Source organism: Micromonospora sp. A200 (assembly GCF_029893845.1).
In the GTDB taxonomy this organism is placed as follows: Bacteria; Actinomycetota; Actinomycetes; order Mycobacteriales; family Micromonosporaceae; genus Micromonospora; species Micromonospora purpureochromogenes.
The window spans coordinates 13583-38126 of record NZ_JARXXY010000040.1; the positions used below are offsets into that span (position 1 = coordinate 13583).

21 protein-coding genes are annotated in these 24544 nt (G+C 73.7%); 10 read left to right on the forward strand and 11 right to left on the reverse strand.

What is annotated here, in order from left to right; all coding sequences use genetic code 11:
* Nucleotides 1-158: 158 nt before the first annotated feature.
* From M2302_RS28000 to pdhA, 4 genes are all read right to left on the reverse strand, one after another.
* Nucleotides 159-296 carry a hypothetical protein gene (locus M2302_RS28000; RefSeq protein ID WP_170285382.1) on the reverse strand — a complete coding sequence of 46 codons (138 nt, stop codon included), beginning with the start codon at nucleotides 294-296 and terminating at the stop codon, nucleotides 159-161.
* A 220-nt stretch (nucleotides 297-516) separates the two neighbouring features.
* A complete protein-coding gene (locus M2302_RS28005) occupies nucleotides 517-2010 on the reverse strand; it encodes a dihydrolipoamide acetyltransferase family protein (RefSeq protein WP_280840844.1) in 1494 nt (497 codons plus the stop codon).
* A 5-nt stretch (nucleotides 2011-2015) separates the two neighbouring features.
* Complete coding sequence (locus tag M2302_RS28010; protein WP_088959543.1) at nucleotides 2016-3005, reverse strand: alpha-ketoacid dehydrogenase subunit beta; 990 nt, start codon at nucleotides 3003-3005, stop codon at nucleotides 2016-2018.
* Entirely contained in the window at nucleotides 3005-4183 is a 1179-nt protein-coding gene (pdhA, locus tag M2302_RS28015; protein WP_280840818.1) for a pyruvate dehydrogenase (acetyl-transferring) E1 component subunit alpha, read from the reverse strand. The genes M2302_RS28010 and pdhA overlap by 1 nt, the downstream gene beginning before the upstream one ends.
* 491 nt (nucleotides 4184-4674) lie before the next feature.
* Here pdhA and M2302_RS28020 point away from each other — a divergent pair, with 491 nt between their 5' ends.
* Together M2302_RS28020 and M2302_RS28025 are read left to right on the forward strand one after the other, a co-directional pair.
* Complete coding sequence (locus M2302_RS28020) at nucleotides 4675-5673, forward strand: hypothetical protein (RefSeq protein WP_280840819.1); 999 nt, start codon at nucleotides 4675-4677, stop codon at nucleotides 5671-5673.
* Between the two features lie 168 nt (nucleotides 5674-5841).
* Nucleotides 5842-6384 (forward strand): phosphatase PAP2 family protein, encoded by a 543-nt coding sequence (locus tag M2302_RS28025; RefSeq protein WP_280840820.1) that lies wholly within the window; start codon nucleotides 5842-5844, stop codon nucleotides 6382-6384.
* A gap of 15 nt (nucleotides 6385-6399) precedes the next feature.
* Here M2302_RS28025 and M2302_RS28030 read toward each other — a convergent pair whose 3' ends face one another.
* From M2302_RS28030 to M2302_RS28040, 3 genes are read right to left on the reverse strand one after another with little or no spacing between them, the layout of a single operon-like run.
* Nucleotides 6400-7626: a hypothetical protein gene (locus M2302_RS28030; protein WP_280840821.1), complete on the reverse strand. Its 1227-nt coding sequence runs from the start codon at nucleotides 7624-7626 to the stop codon at nucleotides 6400-6402.
* Between the two features lie 53 nt (nucleotides 7627-7679).
* Complete coding sequence (locus M2302_RS28035; RefSeq protein WP_280840822.1) at nucleotides 7680-9362, reverse strand: GTPase; 1683 nt, start codon at nucleotides 9360-9362, stop codon at nucleotides 7680-7682.
* Nucleotides 9359-11200, reverse strand: a complete 1842-nt coding sequence (locus M2302_RS28040) for an ABC transporter (RefSeq protein ID WP_280840823.1) — start codon at nucleotides 11198-11200, stop codon at nucleotides 9359-9361. Before M2302_RS28040 ends, M2302_RS28035 begins: the two co-directional genes overlap by 4 nt.
* Before the next feature lie 208 nt (nucleotides 11201-11408).
* On the opposite strand from M2302_RS28040, the gene dnaK reads away from it, so the two are divergent.
* The 5 genes from dnaK to M2302_RS28065 all read left to right on the forward strand — a co-directional run bounded on the left by dnaK (nucleotide 11409) and on the right by M2302_RS28065 (nucleotide 16231).
* Entirely contained in the window at nucleotides 11409-13262 is a 1854-nt protein-coding gene (dnaK, locus tag M2302_RS28045; RefSeq protein ID WP_280840824.1) for a molecular chaperone DnaK, read from the forward strand.
* 48 nt (nucleotides 13263-13310) lie between these two features.
* On the forward strand, nucleotides 13311-14060 hold the full coding sequence (gene grpE, locus M2302_RS28050) for a nucleotide exchange factor GrpE (RefSeq protein WP_280840825.1): 750 nt from the start codon (nucleotides 13311-13313) through the stop codon (nucleotides 14058-14060).
* Between the two features lie 82 nt (nucleotides 14061-14142).
* The gene (dnaJ, locus tag M2302_RS28055; protein ID WP_280840826.1) at nucleotides 14143-15342 is read left to right on the forward strand and encodes a molecular chaperone DnaJ; all 1200 of its coding nucleotides are present in this window, start codon (nucleotides 14143-14145) and stop codon (nucleotides 15340-15342) included.
* A 29-nt stretch (nucleotides 15343-15371) separates the two neighbouring features.
* Entirely contained in the window at nucleotides 15372-15812 is a 441-nt protein-coding gene (locus tag M2302_RS28060; protein WP_088959533.1) for a MerR family transcriptional regulator, read from the forward strand.
* Nucleotides 15813-16021: 209 nt separating this feature from the next.
* Complete coding sequence (locus M2302_RS28065) at nucleotides 16022-16231, forward strand: hypothetical protein (protein ID WP_280840827.1); 210 nt, start codon at nucleotides 16022-16024, stop codon at nucleotides 16229-16231.
* A gap of 103 nt (nucleotides 16232-16334) precedes the next feature.
* Here the strand turns inward: M2302_RS28065 and M2302_RS28070 are convergent, their stop codons facing one another.
* From M2302_RS28070 to M2302_RS28080, 3 genes are all read right to left on the reverse strand, one after another.
* Nucleotides 16335-16766, reverse strand: a complete 432-nt coding sequence (locus tag M2302_RS28070; RefSeq protein WP_210777139.1) for a hypothetical protein — start codon at nucleotides 16764-16766, stop codon at nucleotides 16335-16337.
* A gap of 173 nt (nucleotides 16767-16939) precedes the next feature.
* Nucleotides 16940-18145, reverse strand: coding sequence for a cation:proton antiporter (locus tag M2302_RS28075; RefSeq protein ID WP_280840828.1), 1206 nt, complete (start codon nucleotides 18143-18145; stop codon nucleotides 16940-16942).
* Between the two features lie 5 nt (nucleotides 18146-18150).
* Nucleotides 18151-18651 carry a cation:proton antiporter regulatory subunit gene (locus tag M2302_RS28080; RefSeq protein ID WP_238448977.1) on the reverse strand — a complete coding sequence of 167 codons (501 nt, stop codon included), beginning with the start codon at nucleotides 18649-18651 and terminating at the stop codon, nucleotides 18151-18153.
* Nucleotides 18652-18683: 32 nt separating this feature from the next.
* Between M2302_RS28080 and M2302_RS28085 the strand changes: the two genes are divergently transcribed.
* The gene (locus tag M2302_RS28085) at nucleotides 18684-19781 is read left to right on the forward strand and encodes a hypothetical protein (protein WP_280840829.1); all 1098 of its coding nucleotides are present in this window, start codon (nucleotides 18684-18686) and stop codon (nucleotides 19779-19781) included.
* 86 nt (nucleotides 19782-19867) lie between these two features.
* Here the strand turns inward: M2302_RS28085 and M2302_RS28090 are convergent, their stop codons facing one another.
* A complete protein-coding gene (locus tag M2302_RS28090; protein ID WP_280840830.1) occupies nucleotides 19868-21004 on the reverse strand; it encodes an epoxide hydrolase in 1137 nt (378 codons plus the stop codon).
* An 82-nt stretch (nucleotides 21005-21086) separates the two neighbouring features.
* Here M2302_RS28090 and M2302_RS28095 point away from each other — a divergent pair, with 82 nt between their 5' ends.
* Together M2302_RS28095 and clpB are read left to right on the forward strand one after the other, a co-directional pair.
* A complete protein-coding gene (locus M2302_RS28095) occupies nucleotides 21087-21728 on the forward strand; it encodes a helix-turn-helix domain-containing protein (protein WP_280840831.1) in 642 nt (213 codons plus the stop codon).
* 85 nt (nucleotides 21729-21813) lie between these two features.
* Nucleotides 21814-24405 carry an ATP-dependent chaperone ClpB gene (clpB, locus tag M2302_RS28100; protein ID WP_280840832.1) on the forward strand — a complete coding sequence of 864 codons (2592 nt, stop codon included), beginning with the start codon at nucleotides 21814-21816 and terminating at the stop codon, nucleotides 24403-24405.
* The last annotated feature ends 139 nt before the right edge of the window (nucleotides 24406-24544 follow it).

Here is a 24544-nt window from a genome sequence, read left to right on the forward strand (position 1 = left end):
GGGTGGCGACCGTGCCCCACCGTACCGGGCGTCCGGTCGAGGTGGAATCCCGGTCTCAGCGGCCCGGAAACGCCGATGACCCCGGAAACGCCGATGACCCGCCCGGGTGCCCCGGGCGGGTCATCGATCTGGAGGAGGTGAGGAAAGTCGGTGCCGCGTCAGCTCATGTGGCGCTGGGCGATCGCGAGGATCTCCTCACGCACCGCGGGCGAGTTGGCGGAACGAAGCGCGTGCTCGATCGCGCGGGCGCGGCGGGTGGCGTCGCGGTGGGTGCGGATGCGCTCGATCATGCTCATGGTGTCTCTCTCCTCCGACTATTCGGTTGTCAGCCCCTGATGTCTCTATTGAAGCGCAAGACGCCGCCAACTTCCATCGATTGTTAGGTGAGCTGAGACACCTGCCTACGATTCGAAGGCCACGCGGGGCTACCGCCGAACTTTCCTTCGTGCAATGGCAACGGCCGGTGTGCCGGGCGTTCACCCTGGGCACACCGGCCGTGGCTGGTGTCGTGGACGGTCAGGTCCAGGCGAGCAGCGCCGCCTCGGGGTCGGCCAGGAAGTCCCCGATGTCGCGGAGGAACTTCGAGCCCAGCTCACCGTCGATGATCCGGTGGTCGAACGACAGGCCCAGCGTGGTGACCTGGCGCGGCTTCACCTTGCCCTTGTGCACCCACGGCATCTCGCGGACCGCGCCGAAGGCCAGGATCGCCGACTCGCCCGGGGGCAGGATCGGCGTACCGGTGTCCACGCCGAAGACCCCCACGTTGGTGATCGTCAGCGTGCCGCCCGACATGTCGGCAGGCGAGGTCTTCCCCGCCTTGGCCGTCTGCACCAGGTCGGTCATCGCGTCCGCCAGCTCGCGCAGCGACAGCCGGCCGGCGTCCTTGATGTTCGGCACGATCAGGCCGCGCTCGGTGGCCGCCGCGATGCCCAGGTTGACGTAGTCCTTGACCACGATCTCGTCGCCGGCCCAGGTCGAGTTGACCATCGGGTGACGCTTGACGGCCAGCAGCACCGCCTTGGCGACCAGCAGCAGCGGCGAGACCCGCACGTCGCGCCACTCCCGCCGCTCGCGCAGCCGGTCCAGCGCCTTCATCGCCCGGGTCACGTCGACGGTGAGGAACTCCGTCACGTGCGGGGCGGTGAACGCCGAGCGGGACATGTTCTCGGCGGTGAGCTTGCGTACCCCCTTGACCGGGATGCGCTGCTCGCGGTCCGCGCCGAAGCTCGCGGCCGCCGTGGCCGGGGCCGTCACCGTCAGCGGCTCGGTCGCCGCCGGGGTCCCGCTCGCCGCCCGCTGTACGTCCTCCCGGGTGATCGAGCCCAGCGGGCCCGAGCCGGTCAGCGTGGCGAGATCGACGCCGAGGTCCTTGGCGAGCTTGCGCACCGGCGGCTTGGCCAGCACCAACCCGCCGGCCCGCCCGTTGCCGTTCGCGCCCGGCGCCGGCGACACCGGAGCGGCCGGCGTGACCGGAGCGGGCGCCACCGGAGCGGGCGCCACCGGAGCCGGCGCGGCCTGGACCGGCGCGGCCGACGCCTGGGCCGGCACCCCGCCCTTGCGCGGGCGGCGCTTGGCCGCCGTGGTGCGCGGGCCGTAGCCGACCAGCACGGCGGTACGCCCACCCGGGGCGGGACCGCCGATCAGGCCCGGCTCGACCGCGCCCTCGGTCGGGGCCACCTCGACGGCGGCCAGCGAGGCCGCCGACGGGGTGGGCAGCGCGGCGGCCGGCGCACCGGTCGTCGACTCCTCGATCGGCCCGGCGCCCGGGTCGGTGTCGATCGCGATGATCGGCGTGCCGACCTCGACCGTGGTGCCCTCCGGGTGGAAGATCGCCTGCACCTGGCCGGCCCACTTCGCCGGGATCTCGACAGCCGCCTTGGCCGTCTCCACCTCGACGATCGGCTGGTTCAGCTCGATGACGTCGCCCACCTTGACCAGCCAGGCGAGGATCTCGCCCTCGGTCAGGCCCTCGCCCAGGTCGGGGAGGTTGAACTCCTTGATCCGTGACATGCCGCTCACCAGCCGAAGGTGCGGTCGACGGCGTCGAGCACCCGGTCGAGGTCGGGCAGGTACTCCTCCTCCACCCGGCTGGCCGGGTAGGGGGTGTCGAAGCCGGTGACGCGCAGCACCGGGGACTCCAGGGAGTAGAAGCACTCCTCGGTGATCCGGGCGGCGATCTCCGAGCCCAGGCCCAGGTTGCCCGGGGCCTCGTGCACGACCACGCAGCGGCCGGTGCGCCGGACCGACTCGTACGCGGCGGTCAGATCCAGCGGGGAGAGCGTGCGCAGGTCGATGACCTCCAGCTGCCGGCCGTCCTCGGCGGCGGCGGTGGCCGCGTCCAGGCAGGTCCGCACCATCGGGCCGTACGCCAGCACGGTGGCGTCGGTGCCGGCCCGCGCCACCCGGGCGGAGTGCAGCGGGTACGCGTCCGCGAGCGGGGCGTCCAGGTCGACCGGGCCCTTCTCCCAGTAGCGCCGCTTGGGCTCCAGGAAGACGATCGGGTCGTCCGAGGCGATCGCCTGCTGGATCATCGAGTACGCGTCCTGCGGGTTGGCGCAGGTGACGACCTTCAGACCGGCGGTGTGGGCGAAGTACGCCTCGGGCGACTCGGAGTGGTGCTCGACCGCGCCGATGCCGCCGCCGTAGGGGATCCGGATGACCATCGGGATCCGGACCTTGCCCTGCGAGCGGTAGTGCATCTTCGCCACCTGCGACACGATCTGGTCGTACGCGGGGTAGACGAAGCCGTCGAACTGGATCTCGCAGACCGGGCGGAAGCCGCGGATGGCGAGGCCGACCGCGGTGCCGATGATGCCGGACTCGGCCAGCGGGGTGTCGATCACCCGCTGGTCGCCGAAGTCCTTCTGGAGCCCGTCGGTGATCCGGAAGACGCCGCCGAGCTTGCCGACGTCCTCGCCCATGATGACGACCTTCGGGTCGTTCTCCAGGGCCTTGCGCAGACCGGTGTTGAGGGCCTTGCCGAGGGTGAGCGTCTCCGTGGCCATCAGTGGGCGCTCCCCTCGAACGACTCCATGTACTTGCTGAACTTCGCCCGCTGCTCGTCGAGCTCGGGGGACCCGGTGGGGTAGACGTGGTCGAACATCGACACCGGCTCGGGGTTGGGCATGGTGAGCACCCGCTCGCGCAGGTGCACCGACTCGGCGCGGGCCTGCTCGTCGACCGAGGCGAAGAAGTCCGCGTCGGCGATCTGCTGGTTGGTCAGGAACGCCTTCATCCGGGCGATCGGGTCCTTGGCCTGCCAGGCCTCGACCTCGCTGGCGATCCGGTAGCGGGTCGGGTCGTCGGATGTGGTGTGCGCCCCCATCCGGTAGGTGTAGGCCTCGATCAGGCTGGGGCCCTGGCCGAGCCGGGCGTTGTCCAGCGCATGCCGGGTCACCGCGTACGAGGCGAGCACGTCGTTGCCGTCCACCCGGACGCCGGGGAAGCCGAAGCCACCCGCGCGCTGGTAGAGCGGGACGCGGGTCTGCCGCTCCAGCGGCTCGGAGATGGCGTACTGGTTGTTCTGGCAGAAGAAGACCAGCGGCGCGTTGAAGACGCTGGCCCAGACGAACGCCTCGTTGACGTCGCCCTGGCTGGTGGCGCCGTCGCCGAAGTAGGCGATCACCGCCTCGCCGTCGTCGGTGCCGGTCTTGCCGTCCATGGCGACACCCATGGCGTACCCGGTCGCGTGCAGGGTCTGCGCCCCGATCACGATCGTGTACATGTTGAACTTGAACTCGTTCGGGTCCCAGCCGCCCTGGTCGACGCCGCGGAACAGGCCGAGCGGCATGATCGGGTCGATGCCCCGGCAGTAGAGGACGCCGTGCTCCCGGTAGGTCGGGAAGGCCATGTCCTGGGTACGTAGCGCGCGCCCCGAACCGACCTGCGCGGCCTCCTGGCCGAGCAGGCTGGCCCAGAGGCCCAGTTCGCCCTGGCGCTGCAGCGCGGTGGCCTCGGCGTCGAGCTTGCGCACCAGCACGAGGTCGCGGTAGAGCCCGCGGTACTCCTCGTCGGTGAAGTCGACGCGGTACTCGGTCCCGTCCGGGCCGATCGCGCTCTCGATCCGCTCACCGGTGGGGGTGAGCAGCTGTACGAGTTCCGGCTCGCCCGCCGCGGCGGTGCGCTTGGACCGGGGTGCGGCCCGCCGGCCGCGGCTGGTGACCCCGGGGTCGCCCTTTGCCATCCGTCTCTCCCTGTCGTGTCTGCGTCGGCGCCGGGGGTGACCCGTCCGCGCAACTCGTACGCCGGCCCGGCCGGTGCCGGGCTGGTTCCTGGCGGCCGCGCCTAGCCCCGGTGAGGGTTGCCGCGCGGCGGTGAGCCGGATTCGGGGAGGAACCCGGTTCGGGAGCCGGCGCCGAACCGCGCCTGCCGCGGGGTGCGCGGAGGCCGGCTGCGTTGCCGTCGTGCCTGAATGATTGCAGAGGAGGTGAGCGGTCCCACAGTATGGCCTCCCCCACCGGTCCCGTTCCGTCGTCTTCGCGACGCATCGACGTATTTGTCCCTTGGAAGATTCATGGCGACGGACATTTTGTGTGTCGACACGCTGTGGTCCCTGGTGAACTGAGCGTCACTGGTCCAAGCTGACCTGGGTGCCGGCAGGGCGTTTCAAGCCGTATGTCCGTTTAGAAAGCCGCCGGTGCCCGGTTGCTCAAAAATCGACGAGGGAGTTCTGCGGTGTCCGAGTCAGGTGACGGTCCTCCCGCCCCCATGCTCGGCCGGCACCGCGACGGTGGCGGCTACCGGCGGATGATCGGCGCGCACCGCGCCCCCGGACCGGCCGGCCCCGGCCGCGGCTACCTCTTCACCGTGGCCCTGCTCGCCGGCACGGCGTCCATGCCGATCCTCGCCGCCTTCAGCACCGGCTCCGCCACCGTCGGCAGCAGCGCGCTCCCTGACGGGAGCACCCCGTTCCTGCCCACCCCCTCCGACGGCCCGGTGGTGGTCCCGCTGCCGGCCACCGGCCAGCCCGCGCCGCCGTCCGCCGGGCCCGGGGACCTGCCGGCCGCCGTCCCCGCCGCGGTCAGGTTGATCCCGCTGGGACCGCCGCTGCCCGCGCTGCCCGCGGCCGCGCCGGCGGCACCGGCCGCTCCCGGCTCGGCCCAGCGCCCGCTGCCGCCGCCCCCGCCCCCGTCCTCCCGGCCCACCCCGCCCGCACCGGGCCGGACCGCCGCACCGACCCCCGCACCCCGCCCCACGCCGGCCGGCTCGCCGACCCCCGGGCCCACCCCGACCGCCGACCCGAGCAGCACCTTCTCCGAGTCGCCGCCGGACCCGACGCCCACCGTCAGCACGGAGCCCACCGCCACCGGCTCGCCCGAGCCGTCGCCCGACCCCGAGCCGTCGCCCGACCCCGAGCCGTCGCCCGACCCCGAGCCCACCGTGGCCCCCACCCGTACCCCGCCGTCGCCCCCGTCGCCGGCCGCCGGGCCGCGCCCCGGCGCCACCGCCGCCACCACCACCGGCGCCACCGGCGCCACCGCCGCCACCACCACCGGCGGCCCGCGTCGGCGTCCGGCCGCCCGCCCGCCGGTCCGACCGCCGTCGCCCACCGCCCGTCCGCCGAAGTTCCCGGCGGCCACCCCGAGCCCGGCCCCGCAGCGCCCGGCGGCACCCGCGCCGACCAGCCACGACGCCCCCGACCTGGACGGTACGGTGACGGGCGACGCCAGCTGACCGGGCCGTACGCCCGCCGCCGGCGCCACCGGCCCGCGGCGGGGCCGGACGGGACGGATCGGGGACGGGGAGCTGAACGGGATCGACGGGGGCGGCGACGAGGGTGGACTCCGCCGGGTCGTCGTACCGCCCGGAGCCCTGACCCGGCTGGCCCGGCTGGTGACCGAGGTGACCGCCCCCGCCGTCCTGGTCACCCTGCTGACCGTCGCGGTCGGCTGGCACGGCGGCGGTGGCGCGCACGGGCTGGGCTGGGCGCTGCTCGCCTCGGTCTTCGCCAGCGGCATCCCGTTCGCGTACATCCTCGGCGGAGTGCGGCGCGGTCGCCTGACCGACCACCACGTGGGCGTCCGCGACCAGCGACGCGTACCCCTGCTCTTCGGTCTGGCCTCGGCCACCGCCGGCCTGGCGCTGCTCGCGGCGCTCGGCGCCCCCCGGTCGGTGCTCGCTCTGGTCGCCGCCGGGGTGGTCGGCCTGGTGGTGGCGGTGACCGTCAGCCACTGGTGGAAGATGTCGATCCACACCGCGGTGGCCGCGGGCGCGGTGGTCGTGCTGGCGCTGACCTTCGGCCCCCGGATGCTCGCCGCCGCGCCGCTGCCGGCCCTGGCCGGCTGGTCCCGGGTACGGCTGCGCGACCACACCGTCGCGCAGGTGGTCGTCGGGGGCGTGGTCGGCGGTCTGGTCGCCGGCCTGGTCTACGCCACGCTGCGCTGAGCGCGGCGTGACCGGTCAGGGGGTGTCGTCGCCGAGGCGCTGGCGGTTGGCCTCGATCCAGGCGTCCAGCGCGGCCGGGTCGTCCGGGTCCACCCCGTCCGCCATCAGCTGCGCCACCGCGGCGGTGGCCGGGCTGCGCCGCTCACCCGTGCTGTAGAGCCGGGCGAACTCCGGCACCAGCTCCTCGATCGCCTCGTCGGTCCGGGTGACGGCCTGCTCCGGCAGGCCGCGCCGATGTCCCGCGAACGCCGTCCAGGCGCGCAGCACCCGGGGCAGCATCGCCGCGTCGTCCATGTCCAGCACGGCCCGGCGGTGCACCCAGTCCAGCAGGAACAGCCCCGCCACCGCCGGGCTCCAGCGCAGCGGGTCGGCGTCCGGGAAGCTCGCCGCGTGGTCGAAGAGCAGGCCCAGGCAGAAGTGCAGCGAGGCCAGTTCCGCGTCGCCGTCCAGGGTGTGCAGGCCGGCGCGGGCCGCCTCCGGCGACGCCAGGAAGGTCCGCACCAGCTCGGTGCGCTCCTCCCCGGTGAGCGGCTCGGCGTCCCAGGTCAGCGTGTCCGCCGGCGCGCCGGGCAGCACCGCCAGCCGGGCGCCGACCAGGGCGCGGTCGGTGGCGAGCGAACCCTCGCCGGGCAGGTCACCGAGGTCGTCGGTGACCGTCAGGTGCCGGCTCACCTCGCCGTGCATCCGGGCCGGGTCCTCCTCGCGGAACCAGGTCAGGTCGTCCGTGGCGCACATCTGCCGGACCTGTTCGAGAATCCGCTCGGCGGGACCGCCCACGAAGACGTCCTTGGTGATCCCGATGTTGTGGTCGACGAGCGCCACCAGCGCGTGCTCCGGACCGCCCGTCGCGTCGTCGTAGGCGAAGGTGGCGAGGTAGGAGGTCTGGTCGCCGTACACGTCGCCGTACGACCAGGCGCCGGTGAGGTGCACCCGGCCGAGCTGGCCGGACCAGGCCGGGGCCTGGGTGCCGGGGCGGACCTTCGCCGCGCCCTCCGCGTCCGGCACCAGCGCGGCGAAGACCGACCGGATGGTGGTCGCGGCGGCGGTCCGGCGGCGCGCGGTGGCGGCCAGGAAGCCGGAGACGAACTCCCGTACCGCCCGCTCCCGGTCGGTCTCGGCGATCGCGTAGACGCTGCCCAGCAGGGCGGCGCCGAGCATCTCGGCGTCGAGGGCGGTGTCCAGCCTCGTCACGTCGCGGGCGGCGTGCAGCACCGCGTCGTAGGGGGTCTGTGGCGTGGCCATGGTCCGACCCTACGCCGCGACGGCCGCGGGGACACCCGTGCCGAGGGCGGGCCTCACCGGGCCGCGTCGCGCAGCGCGTCCCTGGCCTGCCCGTACCGGTCGAGGACGGCCCGTACCGGGCTGAGGACGTACGTGTCGCCGACGTCGGCCACCGCGGCGGTGAGGCGCTTCTCGGCCCGTTGCCGGGCCCGCCGGGCCGCCCAGCGGATCACCGGCCGGGTCACCGCGGCCACCAGCAGCCCGGCGAGCAGGCCGCCGAGCAGCAGCAGGGTCGGCAGCGGCACCTCGCCCACCCGGGGGTACTCCAGGGCGGGCAGCCCGAGCGCCCGCAGCGCGTAGCCGAGCAGCAGCCAGCCGAGCCCGGCCAGCGCGGCGAGGGTGACCAGCCACTGGACGCCACCGACGAGCCGCCACCAGAGCGGCCGGCGGTCCATGCCCAGGTCGGTGCCGGCGATCGCCCGGTCCAGCGCGTCCGGCAGATCGTCGAGGCGGGACCGGGCGGCCGTGGTGACCGCGTCCGGCCAGGGCGCGGGAAGGTCGGCCCCGGAGCGGTCGCCGACCGCGCGGATGGCCAGCCCGAGGGCGGACCGCTGGGCGGCGGTCGGGTCGGGCACCGAGGTCGCGGCGACCAGGCTCTCCGCCGGCTGGTCGGCCCCGGCGGCCGGACCGGGCAGGTGCAGCCGGCGCAGCGGATCCGGTCGCAGCCGGCGCCAGCCCCGGACGACCGGCCAGCCGGTCGTGCCGCCGGCCCGGTGCCGGTACGCCCCCTGGACGGCGTCGGCCACCGCCGGCACCCCGGCCGCGCCGGCCAGGGCCCGGTCCAGCGAGCGGACCGTGTCCTCGTCGGGGGCGTCGCGGGGGACGTCCGTGACCACCAGCTCACCCAGCCCCGCCACGACGGCGTCCATGTCGCCGGAGAGCCGGCGCAGCGACGCCTGACGCTCGGCGACCGCCCGCTCCAGCGCCTCCCGTAGCCCCGTCAAGCCGCCTTCGTGGACCGCCGTGGTGGCCAGCAGCGGCACGCCGTCCAGCCCGTCGGCGTCGAGCAGCCGGCGCAGGTCGTCGAGGACCCGGGGCAGCTCGGTCGCCGACAGCCGGTCGGCCTGGTTGAGCACGACCAGGGTCACGTCTCGGTGCCGGTGGAACTCGCGCAGGTAGCTGGTGTGGATCACCCGGTCGGCGTACTTCTGCGGGTCGACCACCCAGACCACCAGGTCGACCAGGCCGAGCAGCCGGTCCACCTCCAGCCGGTGGGACCGCTGCACCGAGTCGAAGTCGGGCAGGTCGAGCAGGACCAGACCGTGCAGGCCGGTCTCGTCGTCGGCGTCCAGCGCGCTCTCCCGGACGAACCGGTGCCGGGGCAGCACGCCGACCCAGTCGAGCAGCCGGCCGGCGCCGTCGAGCGGGCCCCAGACGCAGGCGTGCGCCACGCCGGTGGTCGGGCGGCGCACGCCGACCGGGGAGAGGTCCAGCCGGGCCAGCGCGTTGAACAGGCTGGACTTGCCGCTGCCGGTGGCGCCGGCGAGCGCCACCACGGTGTGGTCGCGGGAGAGCGCCAGCCGGGTGCCGGCCCGCTCGACCAGGGTGTGCGCGGTGACCAGGCGGGAGTCCGGCACCTGGCCGTCCACGGCGATCAGGAAGCGGCGTACCGCGTCGAGGCGGGACACCAGGTCGTCGGCGTCCACCCGCTGCTCGCCCCGGAACGCCTCGCGCATCCGGCCGACGATGCCCGTCATCGGCGGTCACCGCCCGGCGCGGGCAGGCCGTCGCCGTCGCCGTCGGCCAGGCCGCTACGGTGCCGGGCCACCTCGACCCGGGACGCGGCCCGGCGCAGCTCGGCCCCGGCGTCCGCGCCGGGCCGGGCCTCGTCGGTGCGCGTCAGGTAGCGCGCCGCCTCCTCGTCCAGCAGCGCCCGGACCCGGTCCAGCAGGTCGGCCCGGGCCTTGTTGGCGAGGGTACGCACGGCCTGGTCGCCGAAGATCGCCTGGAGCACGGTCTGCGCGGCGACGGTGGTGCCGGCCCCGGTGGCGACCTCCAGGCCGGTCGGGATGAACGCGGTCGAGGCGAAGACGGCGATCATGACGGCGAGGCCGGTGGCGTTGACCGCGTACGCGGCGGTGCGGGCCACGAAGCGCCGGTCGCCCCCCTCGGCCTTGACCAGCTCCAGCACCCCGCGCTGCCAGTCCCGGACCAGGCGTTCGGCGCGCTCGGAGAGGTCGTCGGAGGGGTGGGCCAGCTCCGGTTCGAGCAGCGCCGCCCCGGCCGGGTGCGCCTTCCAGGCGGTGTACGCGTGCTCGGCCGCCTCGGAGGAGACCCCGCGCAGCAGGGTGACCAGTTGGGACTCGATGGCGTTGCGCAGCTCGGTGGCGGGCGTGGCGGGGCGTCCGCTCATCGCGGCGACCACCCGGTCGCGCAGCCGGCCGATCCGCGCCTCCAGCGTCCGGAAGAACTCGCCGGTGCCGACGAACTCCTGCCACCGGGCCAGCACCTCGCCGCGGAGCAGCCGGCCGTCCTTGAGCCCCTCCTCCACCGTGCGATGCGCACCCCGGTACGCGGCCCGGACCCGCTCGTCGAGCGCGTCGGCGGCGGCGACCTGCTCGTCGGCCGCCTCGGCCAGCGCCTCGACGGTCGGGTGCAGCGAGGCGAGCGCGCCGTCCAGCGTCTGCCGGACCACCGCGGCCCGGGCCTCGGCGTCGGCGGCCAGCCGGGAGAACCAGGCGCTCAGCGGCGCGGTGACCTTGTTCGGCAGCAGGCCCTGGCCGTCGACCCAGGTCTCGGGCAGGACGAACAGCGGCGCGGCGCCGAGATCCTGCGCGGCGAGCATCTCCGACAGGTGGGCGGCGATCTCGTCGGCGGCCTCCGGCGGCACCCGGTCGAGCACCATGGCGATGGCCGCGCCCCGGGCCCGGGCGCTGCGCAGCAGCTCCCACGGGACGGCGTCGGCGTACCGGGCGGCGGTGGTGACGAAGAGCCAGAGGTCGGCGGCGGCCAGCAGTTGGCCGGCGAGGGCCCGGTTGGCGTCGACCACCGAGTCGATGTCGGGGGCGTCGAGGAAGGCCAGCCCGGCGGGGAGCGCGGGTGCGGTGACCAGGTGCAGGGCGCGCGGGTCCTCGCTCGGCTGGGTGGTGCGGGTGAGGCCGGGCAGCAGCTCCCCCTGGCGGAACCAGGCGGAGTCGGCCGGGTTGCAGACCAGCACCGGGGAGCGGGTGGTCGGGCGGAGCACCCCGGCGGCGCTCACCCGGGCCTGCACCAGGCTGTTGACCAGCGTCGACTTGCCGGCGCCGGTGGAGCCGCCGACCACCACCAGCAGCGGCGCGTCGAGCCGGGCCAGCCGGGGCAGCAGGTAGTCGTCGAGCTGGTCGGCCAGGGCCGAGGCGGTACGCCGGGCCGGCTCGGCCGACGGCAGGGTCAGCGGGAAGCGGGCGGCGTCGATCGCGGCCCGCAGCCCGGTCAGCGCGGCCGGGAGGCCGTCGGCGGTGGTGCCGGGGGCAGCCTCGGCGGCGTCCGGCGACCCGGCGCGGGCGGCGACGGGGGGCGCGCCGGACCGGGTGGCGGGATCGCCTTTGGTCGTCACCGCTAAAGCGTGCCCGACCGATGCAAGGGAAGACAACCGGACGGTAATAACGGTCGGGTTGCGTCGGGTCGGCTCAACCCCGACTTGCGGATTGCCGGCGGCATGGCACTATTGAGTCAAGTTCACTCAACTTGTGGTGCGGTCGCTGCGGGCGGCCCGCCGGGCAGGCCCGTGACCTGCCTCAACGTTACGAAGCGAGGAAGCGAAGATGGCACGTGCGGTCGGTATCGACCTCGGCACGACGAACTCCTGCGTCAGCGTTCTCGAGGGCGGTGAGCCCACCGTCATCGCCAACGCTGAGGGCTCGCGGACGACCCCGTCGATCGTCGCGTTCGCCCGCAACGGCGAGGTGCTCGTCGGTGAGGTCGCGAAGCGCCAGGCGGTGACCAACCCCGACCGGACCATCCGGTCGGTCAAGCGGGAGATCGGCACCAACTGGTCCGTCGACATCGACGGCAAGAAGTACACCCCGCAGGAGATCTCGGCGCGGACGCTGATGAAGCTCAAGCGGGACGCCGAGGCGTACCTGGGCGAGCAGATCACCGACGCGGTGATCACCGTCCCCGCCTACTTCAACGACGGTCAGCGCCAGGCCACCAAGGAGGCCGGTGAGATCGCCGGCTTCAACGTGCTGCGGATCGTCAACGAGCCGACCGCGGCCGCCCTGGCGTACGGGCTGGACAAGGGCTCCAAGGAGCAGACCGTCCTGGTCTTCGACCTCGGCGGTGGCACCTTCGACGTGTCGCTGCTGGAGCTGGCCGAGGGCGTCATCGAGGTCAAGTCGACCAGCGGCGACAACCACCTCGGTGGCGACGACTGGGACCAGCGCATCATCGACCACCTGGTGAAGACCTTCCGTGGCGAGCACGGCATCGACCTGGGCCAGGACAAGATGGCCCTGCAGCGGCTCCGTGAGGCCGCCGAGAAGGCCAAGATCGAGCTGTCCGCCGCCACCACCACCAACATCAACCTGCCGTACATCACCGCCGGCTCCGCCGGCCCGCTGCACCTGGACGTGACGCTCAGCCGCGCCGAGTTCCAGCGGATGACGCAGGACCTGCTGGACCGCTGCAAGGGCCCGTTCGAGCAGGCCGTGAAGGACGCCGGGATCAAGATCTCCGACGTCGAGCACGTGATCCTCGTCGGCGGTTCGACCCGGATGCCCGCCGTGACCGACCTGGTCAAGCAGCTCACCGGCCGCGACCCGAACAAGGGCGTCAACCCGGACGAGGTCGTCGCCGTCGGCGCCGCCCTGCAGGCCGGTGTGCTCAAGGGTGAGGTCAAGGACGTCCTGCTGCTCGACGTGACCCCGCTGAGCCTGGGCATCGAGACCAAGGGCGGCATCTTCACCAAGCTGATCGAGCGCAACACCACCATCCCGACCAAGCGCTCCGAGGTCTTCACCACGGCGGACGACAACCAGCCGTCGGTGCTGATCCAGGTGTTCCAGGGTGAGCGGGAGATCGCGGCCTACAACAAGAAGCTCGGCACCTTCGAGCTGACCGGCCTCCCGCCGGCGCCGCGCGGCGTGCCGCAGATCGAGGTCGCCTTCGACATCGACGCCAACGGCATCGTCAACGTCCACGCCAAGGACCTCGGCACCGGCAAGGAACAGAAGATGACGATCACCGGCGGCTCCTCGCTGCCGAAGGACGACATCGAGCGGATGCGCCGGGACGCCGAGGAGCACGCGGAGGAGGACAAGCGCCGCCGCGACGACGCCGAGACCCGCAACGTGGCCGAGGCGCTCCAGTGGCAGACCGAGAAGTTCCTCGCCGAGAGCGGCGACAAGCTGCCCAGCGAGAACCGCGACCAGATCAACGAGGCCCTCGGCGAGCTGCGCGGTGCGCTCGGCGGCCAGGACATCGAGAAGATCAAGGCGGCGCACGAGCGGCTGGCGCAGGTCTCCCAGCAGGCCGGTTCGCTGCTCTACTCGCAGCAGGCCGAGCAGGGTGAGCAGCCGGGCGCGGCCGGCGCGGGTGCCGGTGCCGCCGGCGGCCCGCAGGCCGGTGGTGCCGACGACGTGGTCGACGCGGAGATCGTGGACGAGGACAAGAAGTGACGGTCCGTCCCCGATCCGGACTCACGGTAGAGAGAACGAGGTAGTCGCATGACGGAGAAGCCACGAGCCGCCGACCCGGGAGCCACCGGGTCGGTGCCGGGTGGCTCCGCGCCCGCCGAGCAGGCCGCCGGCGACGGGCCGCGGGTCGTCATCCGCAACAACCGCAAGATCGGCAAGACCGGGGAGGCGCCCGCCGCCGCCGACGCCGGGGCGGACGTCCCGGCCGAGGGCCTGGTGGAGGAGGCCGAGGTCGTCGTCGACGAGATCGAGGTCGAGACGGTCGACGGTCCGGTCCCGGCCGGTCCGCCCGTGGTGGACGCCCCCGCGCAGCCGGCCGCCGGCGGCGTGGTGGGTGCCACGCTCGGCGCCGAGCTGGAGGCCCTCCGGGCCGAGCTCGACGAGCGGACCCGGGACCTGCAGCGGGTGTCGGCGGAGTACGCCAACTACCGCAAGCGGGTGGACCGCGACCGCGGTCTGGTCCAGGAGCAGGCGACCGGCTCGGTGCTCGCCGCGCTGCTGCCGATCCTGGACGACCTGGACCGGGCCCGCGAGCACGGCGACCTGGTCGGGCCGTTCGGCACGGTGGCCGAGCAGCTCACCACCGCGCTGGGCAAGTTCGGGCTGACCCCGTTCGGGGAGCAGGGCGACCCGTTCGACCCGACCCGGCACGAGGCGGTCGCGCACCAGACCTCGGCCGACGTGGACGAGCCGACCTGCGTCCAGGTGATGCGCCGGGGCTACCAGCTCGGGGAGCGGCTGCTGCGGCCCGCACTGGTCGCGGTCGCCGACCCGGAATAGTGCGGAACCATCCGGTCGCCCCGCCCGCCGTACGACGGCGGGTGGGGCGGCCGGGCCACATCAGGCGGAAGGGGGTGGACCGGTGAGTTCCAAGGACTGGATCGAGAAGGACTACTACGCCGCGCTCGGCGTGCAGAAGTCCGCCTCCTCGGACGAGATCAAGAAGGCGTACCGGAAGCTGGCCCGGGAGTCGCATCCGGACCACAACCCGGGTGACCCGAAGGCCGAGGAGCGGTTCAAGACCGTCTCCGAGGCGTACGCGGTGCTCGGCGACGAGGCCAAGCGCCGCGAGTACGACGAGATGCGTTCGCTGTTCGGCTCGGGCGCGTTCCGGCGCGGCGCCCGGGGGGCCGGGCAGCCCGGCGGGGTGCCGTTCGACGTCTCCGACCTCTTCGGCGGCGGTGGCGGCGGTGGCGCCGGTGGCGCCGACACCCGGTTCGGCGGGGGTGGCTTCACCGACCTGTTCAGCTCGATCTTCTCCGGCGGTGGCGGGGCCGGTGGCCCGGCTCGTCCCCGCGGCCCGGCCCGCGGCCGGGACGTGGAGACCGAAGTGGCGCTCGACTTCGACGACGCGGTACGTGGGGTGACCGTCCCGCTGACGCTGCGCGCGCCGGGAGTCTGCGACACCTGCCACGGCGACGGCGCGAAGCCGGGCACCCGGCCGAAGGCCTGCCCGGTCTGCCACGGCGCCGGGGTGACCACCCGCAACCAGGGGTCGTTCAGCTTCTCCGAGCCGTGCCGCACCTGCCAGGGCGTGGGCACCGTCGTCGAGGAGAAGTGCCCGGAGTGCCAGGGCACCGGCGGGGTGACCAAGACCCGCACGCTGAACGTCCGCTTCCCCGCCGGGGTGGCCGACGGCCAGCGGATCAGGCTGGCCGGGCGCGGCGAGCCGGGTGAGCGGGGCGGCCCGGCCGGTGACCTCTTCGTGCAGGTCAAGGTCCGCCCGGACGAGCTGTTCGGGCGTACCGGGGACGATCTCACCCTGACCGTGCCGATCACCTTCGCCGAGGCGGTGCTCGGCACCGACCTGCGGGTGCCCACCCTCGACGGCGCGGTGACCCTGCGGGTGCCGCCGGGTACGCCGTCCGGGCGGGTGCTGCGCGCTCGGGGCAAGGGCGTGGTGCGGCGCGACGGTCGGGCCGGTGACCTGCTGGTCACGCTGGACGTGGTGGTGCCGGCGGTGGTGTCGGACGAGGCGCGGGCGGCGCTGGAGTCGTTCGCCGAGCAGACTCCGCCGGCGGCTCGGGAACATCTCGACGCGCGGGTGCGTCGGGTCGGTTGACCGGTGGATCGGGTGCGGAGGTGAGCGGGATGTCGGGCGATTTCGTCGGTTCGGGTGACCCTGCCTACGAGGCCAAGGTGCTGATGATCTCGGTCGCGGCGCGGATGGCGGGGATGCACCCCCAGACCCTGCGCCAGTACGACCGGCTGGGCCTGGTGCAGGCCGGCCGGGCGGCCGGCGGTGGGCGTCGCTACAGCGTCCGTGACGTGGTGCTGCTGCGCGAGGTGCAGCGGCTCAGCCAGGACGACGGCATCAACCTGGCCGGCGTGAAGCGGATCATCGGCTTGGAGCGGCTGCTGGAGCAGGCGCAGCAGCGGGTGGCCCGGCTGGAGGCCGAGCTGGACGCCGCGTACCGGCGGATCGCCGAGCTGGAGTCGCTGGGCGGTTTCCCGCGCGGCGACCTGGTGCCCACCAACCGCACGTCGACGGCGCTGGTCGTCTGGCGTCCCCGCCGTACACCGGACCGCTGAACCTCCGGCCCCGCCCGGCTGATGGCCGGGCGCGGCCGTCCCCGCCCCGGTCCGGGTCCCTCGCGCGACCCGGACGCGGGCCCGCTGATCGGCGCCGGGGCGTTTCACCGCTGCCAGTTCGCGTTTCTCCGGCGTGGCTCGGACCGGTTGGGTTAGCCTCAGAACCAGGTCCAACCAACTCAATCCGGACTCCGATGGCAGGGGGAGCCATGGCGGAATCGGCAAAGAAGGTTGCCCAGCAGACGGAGGGCCGGCTCGACAAGGTGGCCGAGAACGTCCGGCAGGGGTTCGACCGGGTGACCAAGGGTCGCTTCAACGACGAGATCAAGAACGGCCGGTTCAGCGACCAGGTCGACCACGGCATCGACCAGGGGCGCGTCGAAGCCAGACGCCGGAAGCAGGGTGGATCGGAACGCTGACGATCCGCCGACGTGCGGGCCGGGACCCACGGGGGGTCCCGGCCCGTTCGCCTGGTCGAGGAAGAGTTGTCACGGACCGCCGGCGTCGCGCCGGCCGCGGGTGTCAGCCGATCCGGCGGTTCTCCCGGACCAGGCCGCCCTCGCACCAGTCGTGGTAGACGAAGAGGTCCTGCCGGGCCAGCAGCACCCGGCTGTTGTGCGCCCAGTTGCGCATCAGCTCGTCGCCCTCCCGCTCGGCCTGCTCGACCAGCTTGCGGAAGCGGCGCTTCGGGTGTGCGCGGAAGTTCGTCCGGATGCCGTCCGCCGCGTAGATGTAGAGGCAGTGCAGGGCGAACCGGCGGGCCGGACAGGCCGGGTCCATCGCCAGGTCGAAGAGGGTGAGCACCAGGTGGTCGCCGGCGACCAGCAGGTCCCAGTCGGGCGGCATCGAGGCCAGCGGCACCGAGTCTGGGTGATAGGCCCACGCCCGCAACTCCGTCGGCGACGGGTCGACGGGGTTGGCGAAGCCGTGGAACGTCGGATCCTGCACGCTCACCGGCAACCTTCCGCTTACGCCCGCGGGGCGCACCCGGCCACCCGCGGACCCCTGGCTCGTTGGGGCAGAACGGTAACCGTCGCCGGTGGGCTGGCGGAAGAGCTTGTCGGGAGCAATTCGACAACGGCCGGACCGGCCGGGTCAGCCGTACGGCCGACCCGGCCGGGGCACGCTCAGTCGGTGGTCGGCACCGGTTCGGGCCGGCGAATCGCGGCCCGCCGCCGCAGCCAGACCTTGAACCAGCTCAGGTCGGGCAGCCGCGCCAGCATCGGCCCGGTCACCACCGTGATCAGCACGTACGCCGTGGCGAGCGCCGCCAGCCGGGGCTCGACGGTGCCGGCGGCGACGGCCAGCCCGGCGATGACGATGGAGAACTCACCGCGCGGCATCAGCGCGAAGCCGGCCCGCCAGCGACCGGGCTCGGCGATGCCCGCCCGGCGGGCCGCCAGGTAGCCGGTGAGCAGCTTCGTCCCCATGGTCACCACGGCCAGGGCGAGCGCCGGCAGCAGCACCGGCGGCATGTCCCGGGGGTCGGTGACCAGGCCGAAGAAGACGAAGAAGACCGCCGCGAAGAGGTCCCGCAGCGGGGAGAGCAGCTGGGTCGCGTGGTGCGCCACCGGCCCGGAGAGCGCGATGCCGACCAGGAACGCGCCCACCGCCGCCGACACCTGGAGCTTGGCCGCCACGCCGGCGACCAGCAGGGTCAGCCCGAGTACGCCGAGCAGCAGCGCCTCCGGGTCCTTGGCGGACAGCGCCGAGGAGATGAGGTGGCCGTACCGGATGGCCACCACCAGGACGACGACCACGGTGAGCACCGCGATGCCGAGGGCGATGCCGCCCTTGACCAGCCCGACGCCGGCCAGCAGCGCGGTGACCAGCGGCAGGTAGAGCGCCATGGCCAGGTCCTCGATGACCAGCACGGAGAGGATCACCGGGGTCTCCCGGTTACCGACCCGGCCCAGGTCGCCGAGGACCTTGGCGATCACGCCGGAGGACGAGATCCAGGTGATGCCGCCGAGCACCACGGCGGCCACCCAGCCCCAGCCGAGCAGCAGCGCGAACGCGAAGCCGGGCAGCGCGTTGAGCAGCGCGTCGATCAGCCCGGCCGGCGCGGCGGAGCGCAGGTTCCCGACCAGCTCGTTGGCGCTGTACTCCAGGCCGAGCATGACCAGCAGCAGGATGACGCCGATCTCCGCGCCGACGGCGAAGAACTCCTCGCTGGCGTTGAGCGGCAGCAGGCCGCCGTGGCCGAAGCCCAGGCCGGCGAGGAGGTAGAGGGGGATCGGGGAGACCCCGAACCGCCGGCTGAGCCGGCCCAGGAGTCCGAGGAGCAGCAGCAGCGCGCCGACCTCGACGAGCAGTGTGGTGGTTTCGTGCATCCGCCTCAGCCGTCCGGGTCACTGTCGGCGAGGATGGCGGTCACTCCGTCGAGACCCTGGCGGGTACCGACCACGACCACCACGTCACCGGCCGCGAAGCGGAAGGTGGGATCGGGCGAGACGTTCACCTCGCCCTGGCGGAGCACCGCCACGATCGAGGCGCTGGTGCGGGTGCGTGCCTTGGTGTCGCCCAGCCGCTTGTTGACGTACTTCGAGCCCGCCGGAATGGCGATCTGCTCGGTGAGCAGCCCGGCCGCCTGCTCGCGTAGGCCGGAGAGCTGGCCGAGCATCAGCGACGCGCCGAGGATGTCGGCGAGCGCCTCCGCCTCGTCGTCGGTGAGTGGGATGTCCGCCTGGCAGGCGTCCGGATCGTCCGGGTCGTACAGGACGAGGTCACGGCGGCCGTTGCGGTGGGAGACCACCCCCAGCCGGCGACCGGATTCCGTGACCAGGTCGTGACGCACACCGATTCCTGGTAGGGCAGTCTGTTCGACACGTACTCGCACCCGGGCAAGGCTACCCTGCGGAGGAGGCGCCCATGATCGATCGAGTGCTCCGCCCGGTGGTCGCCCTGCTGGCCGTCCCGGCGCTGGTGGCGTGCTCGGCGATCGGGGACATCCGCCGCGATCCGCCGTCCCGGTCCGTCGCGCCGTCGCCGACGGCCGCGCCCGTGCCGGCACCGCCGCCGTCCGCCGGCTTCGACGAGGTACGCGCCGGCCGGGTGGCCGTCGCCGAGCGGTACGACGACCCGTTCGTGGAGTTCTCCGACGCCGCGCACGGCTGGGCGCTCTTCGCCAGCTGCGACGGTGGCCCGCCGGACCGGAACTGCCCGGCGCTGCTCTTCTCCACCCTGGACGGTGGCCGCTCCTGGCTGACGGTGCGCCACCCGCGTCCGGTGGCCGACAACCAGCAGCTCTACACCGCGCCGGGACTGGTGACGCTGCTGGCCGAGCCGCACGGCTGGTACACCTCGACCGACGGCGGTGCGAGCTTCGTGCGGACCGACGGGGAGCCGCCGGCCTGGCGGGCCGCGCAGGGGCGGTTCCAGGTGATCGAGGCGACCGGCCGGGTGGGCGAGTGGGACGGTGCTGGGCTGCGCCCGCTGGCCGCCCAGCCGCCCGTGCCGGGGTTGAACACCGTCGCGTCCTCCGCCAACCTGCTGGTGGCGGCGGGGGTGGGCGACGAGGGCCCGTACACGGCGGTCTCCACGGACCGGGGTCGGAGCTGGCAGCGGACCCCGGTGCCGGCGCCCGCCGGCACGGTTGCCGTCCTGCGGGCGAAGGTCGCCCCGGACAGTCAGGTCTGGCTGGTGGGTGAGCGCCCGGACCGGATGGACTTCCCGGCGCTCTGGCGGTGGCAGGGGCGGTGGGAGTCCGTCCCGGCGCAGTCCTACCCCTCCCGGATCGGGTCGGTCGCCCCGATCGGCGCCGGGCGGGTCGCGGTGACCGGCCCGTACGGCGCCGGCGCGGTGATCGACGGCCGGTACACCCCGGTCGCCTGGCCGGTCGGCCCGGAGCACTACCTGACCACCCTCGACGACGGCACCGTCTTCGCCCGCGGGCCGGCGGACGTGGTGCTGGGCACCGGCGTGGGCACGGACCGGCGGTGGGTGCGGGTGACCGTCGAGGGCGACTGACGGGCGAGCGTTCCGCACCGGTCGGCCCGGCGAGCGGACGACGCGGCCCGGCCGGGGATCCCCGACCGGGCGCACCTGCCGCCGGCTCAGCGGAGCGCGGCGAAGAACTCCCGGAGGTCGGCGACCAGCACGTCGGTCGCCTCGTGTGCGGCGTAGTGGCCGCCCACGTCGCCGCGCCCCGCCACGTCGGCCTGGTACGCCGTCCAGCGCACGATGTTCCCGTGGTCCCGCTCGGCGAAGCGGCGGATCGACTGGAAGTCGCCGGGGAACATCGCCAGCCCGGTCGGGCTCGTCGTCGGCCCGCTCGGGTGCTCGGTGGTGTGCGCGTCCTCCCAGTAGAACCGCATCGACGAGGCCGCCGTGCCGGTGAACCAGTAGATCGCCACGTTGGCGAGCACGAAGTCGGGGTCCAGGCTCCGGTCGAAGAGCTGACCGTTCCAGGCGAGCAGGCCGACCGGCGAATCGGCCAGCGCGAACGCCAGGGTCTGCGGCTGCTGGCTCTGCACCTGGTTGAAGGAGAACTTGTTCTCGAAGAACCAGGTCAGGTGGGCGAGCGCCGCCTGGTCGGCCTCGGAGAGCCCCTGGAAATCGCTCGGGTCCCCGGACGGGAACGAGAAGAGTTGGGTGACGTGGACGCCGAGCACGTGCTCGGGGTCGATGCGGCCGATCTCCGGCGAAATCATCGAGCCGGCGTCGTTGCCGACCGCGCCGTAGCGGTCGTAACCGAGCCGGGCCATCAGCTCCGCCCAGGCCCGCGCGGTGCGGTACCGGTTCCAGCCGGCGCTGCGGGTCGGCCCGGAGAAGCCGAAGCCCGGCAGCGACGGGATGACCAGGTGGAACGCCGGCGCCGTGGGGTCGGTGGGCTCGGTGAGCGGGCCGATCACGTCCAGGTACTCCACCACCGAGCCGGGCCAGCCGTGGGTGAGCACGAGCGGGGTGGCGTCGGTGCGGGACGACCGGACGTGCAGGAAGTGGATGTCCTCGCCGTCGATCTCGGTGACGAACTGCGGGTGGGCGTTCAGCCGCGCCTCCACGGCCCGCCAGTCGAACTTCTCCAGCCAGTACGTCACCAGCTCGCGGACCCGGTCGGTGGTCGTGCCGTAGGCGTCGCCGACGCCCGGGAGCTCCCCTGGCCAGACGGCCCGGCGGAGCCGGCCGGCGAGGTCGTCGAGGGCGGTCTGCGGGATGTCGACGCGGAACGGGCGGATGGCGGTGTCGGACATGCGCTGCTCCTCAGAACGGAATGTTTCGTTCCGCTAGACCATAGCAGAGCGGAATGATCCGTTCCACTGGTATCCTCGGGCCATGCCGAACCCGACCGACACCCCGCCGCTCGCCGGGCGGCGCGCACAGGCGGCGCGCAACGACGCGGTGATCCTGGCGGCTGCCCGCGCGGTCTTCCTCGCCGACCCGAAGGCCCCGATCGCCGCGGTCGCCGAGCGCGCCGGCGTGGGGATCAGCGCCCTCTACCGGCGGTACGCCGGCAAGGAGGACCTGTTGCGCAAGCTCTGCCATGACGGCCTGCGGCGGTTCATCGAGGCGGCCGAGGAGGCGGCCGGCGACCCGGACGACTGGTCCGCCTTCGCCGGCTTCCTGGAGCGCGTCGTCGATGCCGACGTGCACTCGCTGACCGTGCACCTGGCCGGTACCTTCACCCCGACGCCCGAGATGGGTCGGGACGCGGCGCGGGCCAACGAGCTCACCGCGGCGCTGGTGGAGCGGGCGCGGGGTGCCGGGCGGCTCCGGCCCGACGTGGTGGTGCAGGACGTCGGGCTGCTGCTGGAGGGGTGCGCGGCGATCCGCGTACCCGATCCGGAGCGGACCCGGCAGCTGCGCCGGCGGCAGCTCGCGCTGCTGCTGGCCGGCCTCGCCGTCACCGATCCCCCGCTGCCGGGGCCGCCGCCCGCCGCCGGGGAGTTCGACTGGCGGTGGCGGCGATCCGAGTGACCCGGGTCACACACCTGGAGTTGAGCGGAATAGGCTCAACTCTGGTTTCGTCCTTACTGGTGGACACGCCGATCCAGGGGAGCCCATGAACACGGAACGCCTCACCACCAAGAGCCGCGAGACCATCACCGGTGCCGTCGCGCTGGCGAACCAGCGCGGTCACGCCACCGTGGAGCCCTGGCACCTGCTGCTGGCCCTGCTGGACACCGACGGCTCGACCGCCGCCGGCCTGCTGCGCGCCGTCGGGGCCGACCCCGCCGAGCTGCGCCGGGTCGCCCAGCGCTCGGTCGACGCGCTGCCCGCCGCCCGGGGCTCCAGCATCGCCGAGCCCACCCTGGCCCGCGAGTTCGTCAACGCCATCGGCGCCGCCGAGCAGATCGCCCGGCCGCTCGGCGACGAGTACACCTCCACCGAGCACCTGCTCGCCGGCCTGGCCCGGGTGGGTGGCGCGGTCTCCGGCGCGCTGAAGGGCGTCGGGGCCACCGAGGAGAACCTGGTGGCCGCCTTCCCGACCGTCCGGGGCGGCGACCGTCGGGTCACCACCGCCGACCCCGAGCAGACATACCAGGCCCTCGCCAAGTACGGCGTCGACCTGACCGCCAGCGCCCGGGACGGCAAGATCGACCCGGTCATCGGCCGGGACTCGGAGATCCGCCGGGTGATCCAGGTGCTGTCCCGCCGGACCAAGAACAACCCGGTGCTCATCGGCGAGCCGGGCGTCGGCAAGACGGCGATCGTCGAGGGGCTGGCCCAGCGGATCGTCGCCGGCGACGTGCCGGAGTCACTGCGCGACAAGAAGCTGGTCTCGCTCGACCTCGGCGCGATGGTCGCCGGCGCGCAGTACCGGGGCCAGTTCGAGGAGCGGCTGAAGTCCGTCCTCGAGGAGATCAAGAACTCGAACGGCCAGGTCATCACCTTCCTCGACGAGCTGCACACCGTCGTCGGCGCAGGCAAGGGCGAGGGCTCGATGGACGCCGGCAACATGCTCAAGCCGATGCTCGCCCGTGGCGAGCTGCGGATGGTCGGCGCGACCACGCTGGACGAGTACCGCGAGCACATCGAGAAGGACCCGGCGCTGGAGCGCCGCTTCCAGCCGGTGCTGGTCGGCGAGCCGACCATCGAGGACACCATCGGCATCCTGCGCGGCCTCAAGGAGCGCTACGAGGTGCACCACGGCGTACGGATCACCGACGCCGCGCTGGTCGCCGCCGCCGCCCTCTCCGACCGCTACATCACCGACCGGTTCCTGCCGGACAAGGCGATCGACCTGGTCGACGAGTCGGCCTCCCGGCTCCGCATGGAGATCGACTCCCGCCCGGTGGAGGTCGACGAGATCGAGCGGGCCGTACGCCGGCTGGAGATCGAGGAGATGGCCCTGGCCAAGGAGCCCGACGCCGCCTCCGCCGAGCGGCTGGAGCGGCTGCGCAAGGAGCTGGCCGACAAGCGCGAGCAGCTCACCGCGCTGTCGGAGCGCTGGCAGACGGAGAAGAGCCACATCACCAAGCTCTCCACCGCCAAGGAGGAGCTGGAGCGGCTCGGCGGCGAGGCCGAGCGGGCCGAACGCGACGGTGAGCTGGAACGCGCCGCCGAGCTGCGCTACGGCCGTATCCCGGCGCTCAAGACCGAGCTGAAGCAGGCCGAGGAGGAGCTGGCCCGGCTCCAGGCCGACGGCGCCATGCTCAAGGAGGAGGTCGGCGCGGACGACATCGCCGCGGTGGTCGCCGCCTGGACCGGCATCCCCGCCGGCCGGCTGCTGGAGGGGGAGACCGCCAAGCTGCTCCGGATGGAGGAGTCGCTGGCCTCCCGGGTGGTCGGCCAGGCCGAGGCGGTGGGCGCGGTCTCCGACGCCGTCCGCCGGGCCCGGGCCGGCGTCGCCGACCCGGACCGCCCGACCGGCAGCTTCCTCTTCCTCGGCCCGACCGGTGTCGGCAAGACCGAGCTGGCCAAGGCGCTCGCCGAGTTCCTCTTCGACGACGAGCGGGCCATGGTCCGCATCGACATGAGCGAGTACGGCGAGAAGCACTCCGTCGCCCGCCTGGTCGGCGCCCCGCCCGGGTACATCGGCTACGAGGAGGGTGGCCAGCTCACCGAGGCGGTGCGCCGCCGGCCGTACTCGGTGATCCTGCTCGACGAGGTGGAGAAGGCCCACCCGGACGTCTTCGACATCCTGCTCCAGGTGCTCGACGACGGCCGGCTCACCGACGGCCAGGGCCGCACGGTGGACTTCCGCAACGCGATCCTGATCCTCACCTCCAACCTCGGGTCGTCGGTGATCAGCGACCTGACGCTGGCCGAGGAGCAGCGCCGCGAGGGGGTCCTCGCCGTGGTCCGGTCGCACTTCAAGCCGGAGTTCCTCAACCGCCTCGACGACATCGTGGTCTTCGCCGCGCTGCGCGGTGACGACCTGCGCTCCATCGTCGACATCCAGCTCAACCGGATGCGAAAGCGTCTCGCCGACCGTCGGTTGGCACTGGACATCACCGACGCCGCCCGTGGGTGGCTCGCCGAGCACGGCTATGACCCGATCTACGGCGCGCGCCCGCTGCGCCGCCTGGTCCAGACCGCCATCGGCGACCAGCTCGCCAAGGCCCTGCTGGCCGGGCAGATCCGCGACGGCGACACCGTCCGGGTCGACCTCGCCGACACCAAGGACGCCCTGACGGTCACCCCGGCCTGACCCACCCGCACCCAGGACGACGGGCCCGCCTCCCGGCGGGCCCGTCCCCGCACCCGACCAGCCCCGCACGCCCCCGGTGATCAAGAGGTTTGCGTCGGCGGCACCGCTCCTGCTGACGCAAACCTCTTGATCAAGAGGG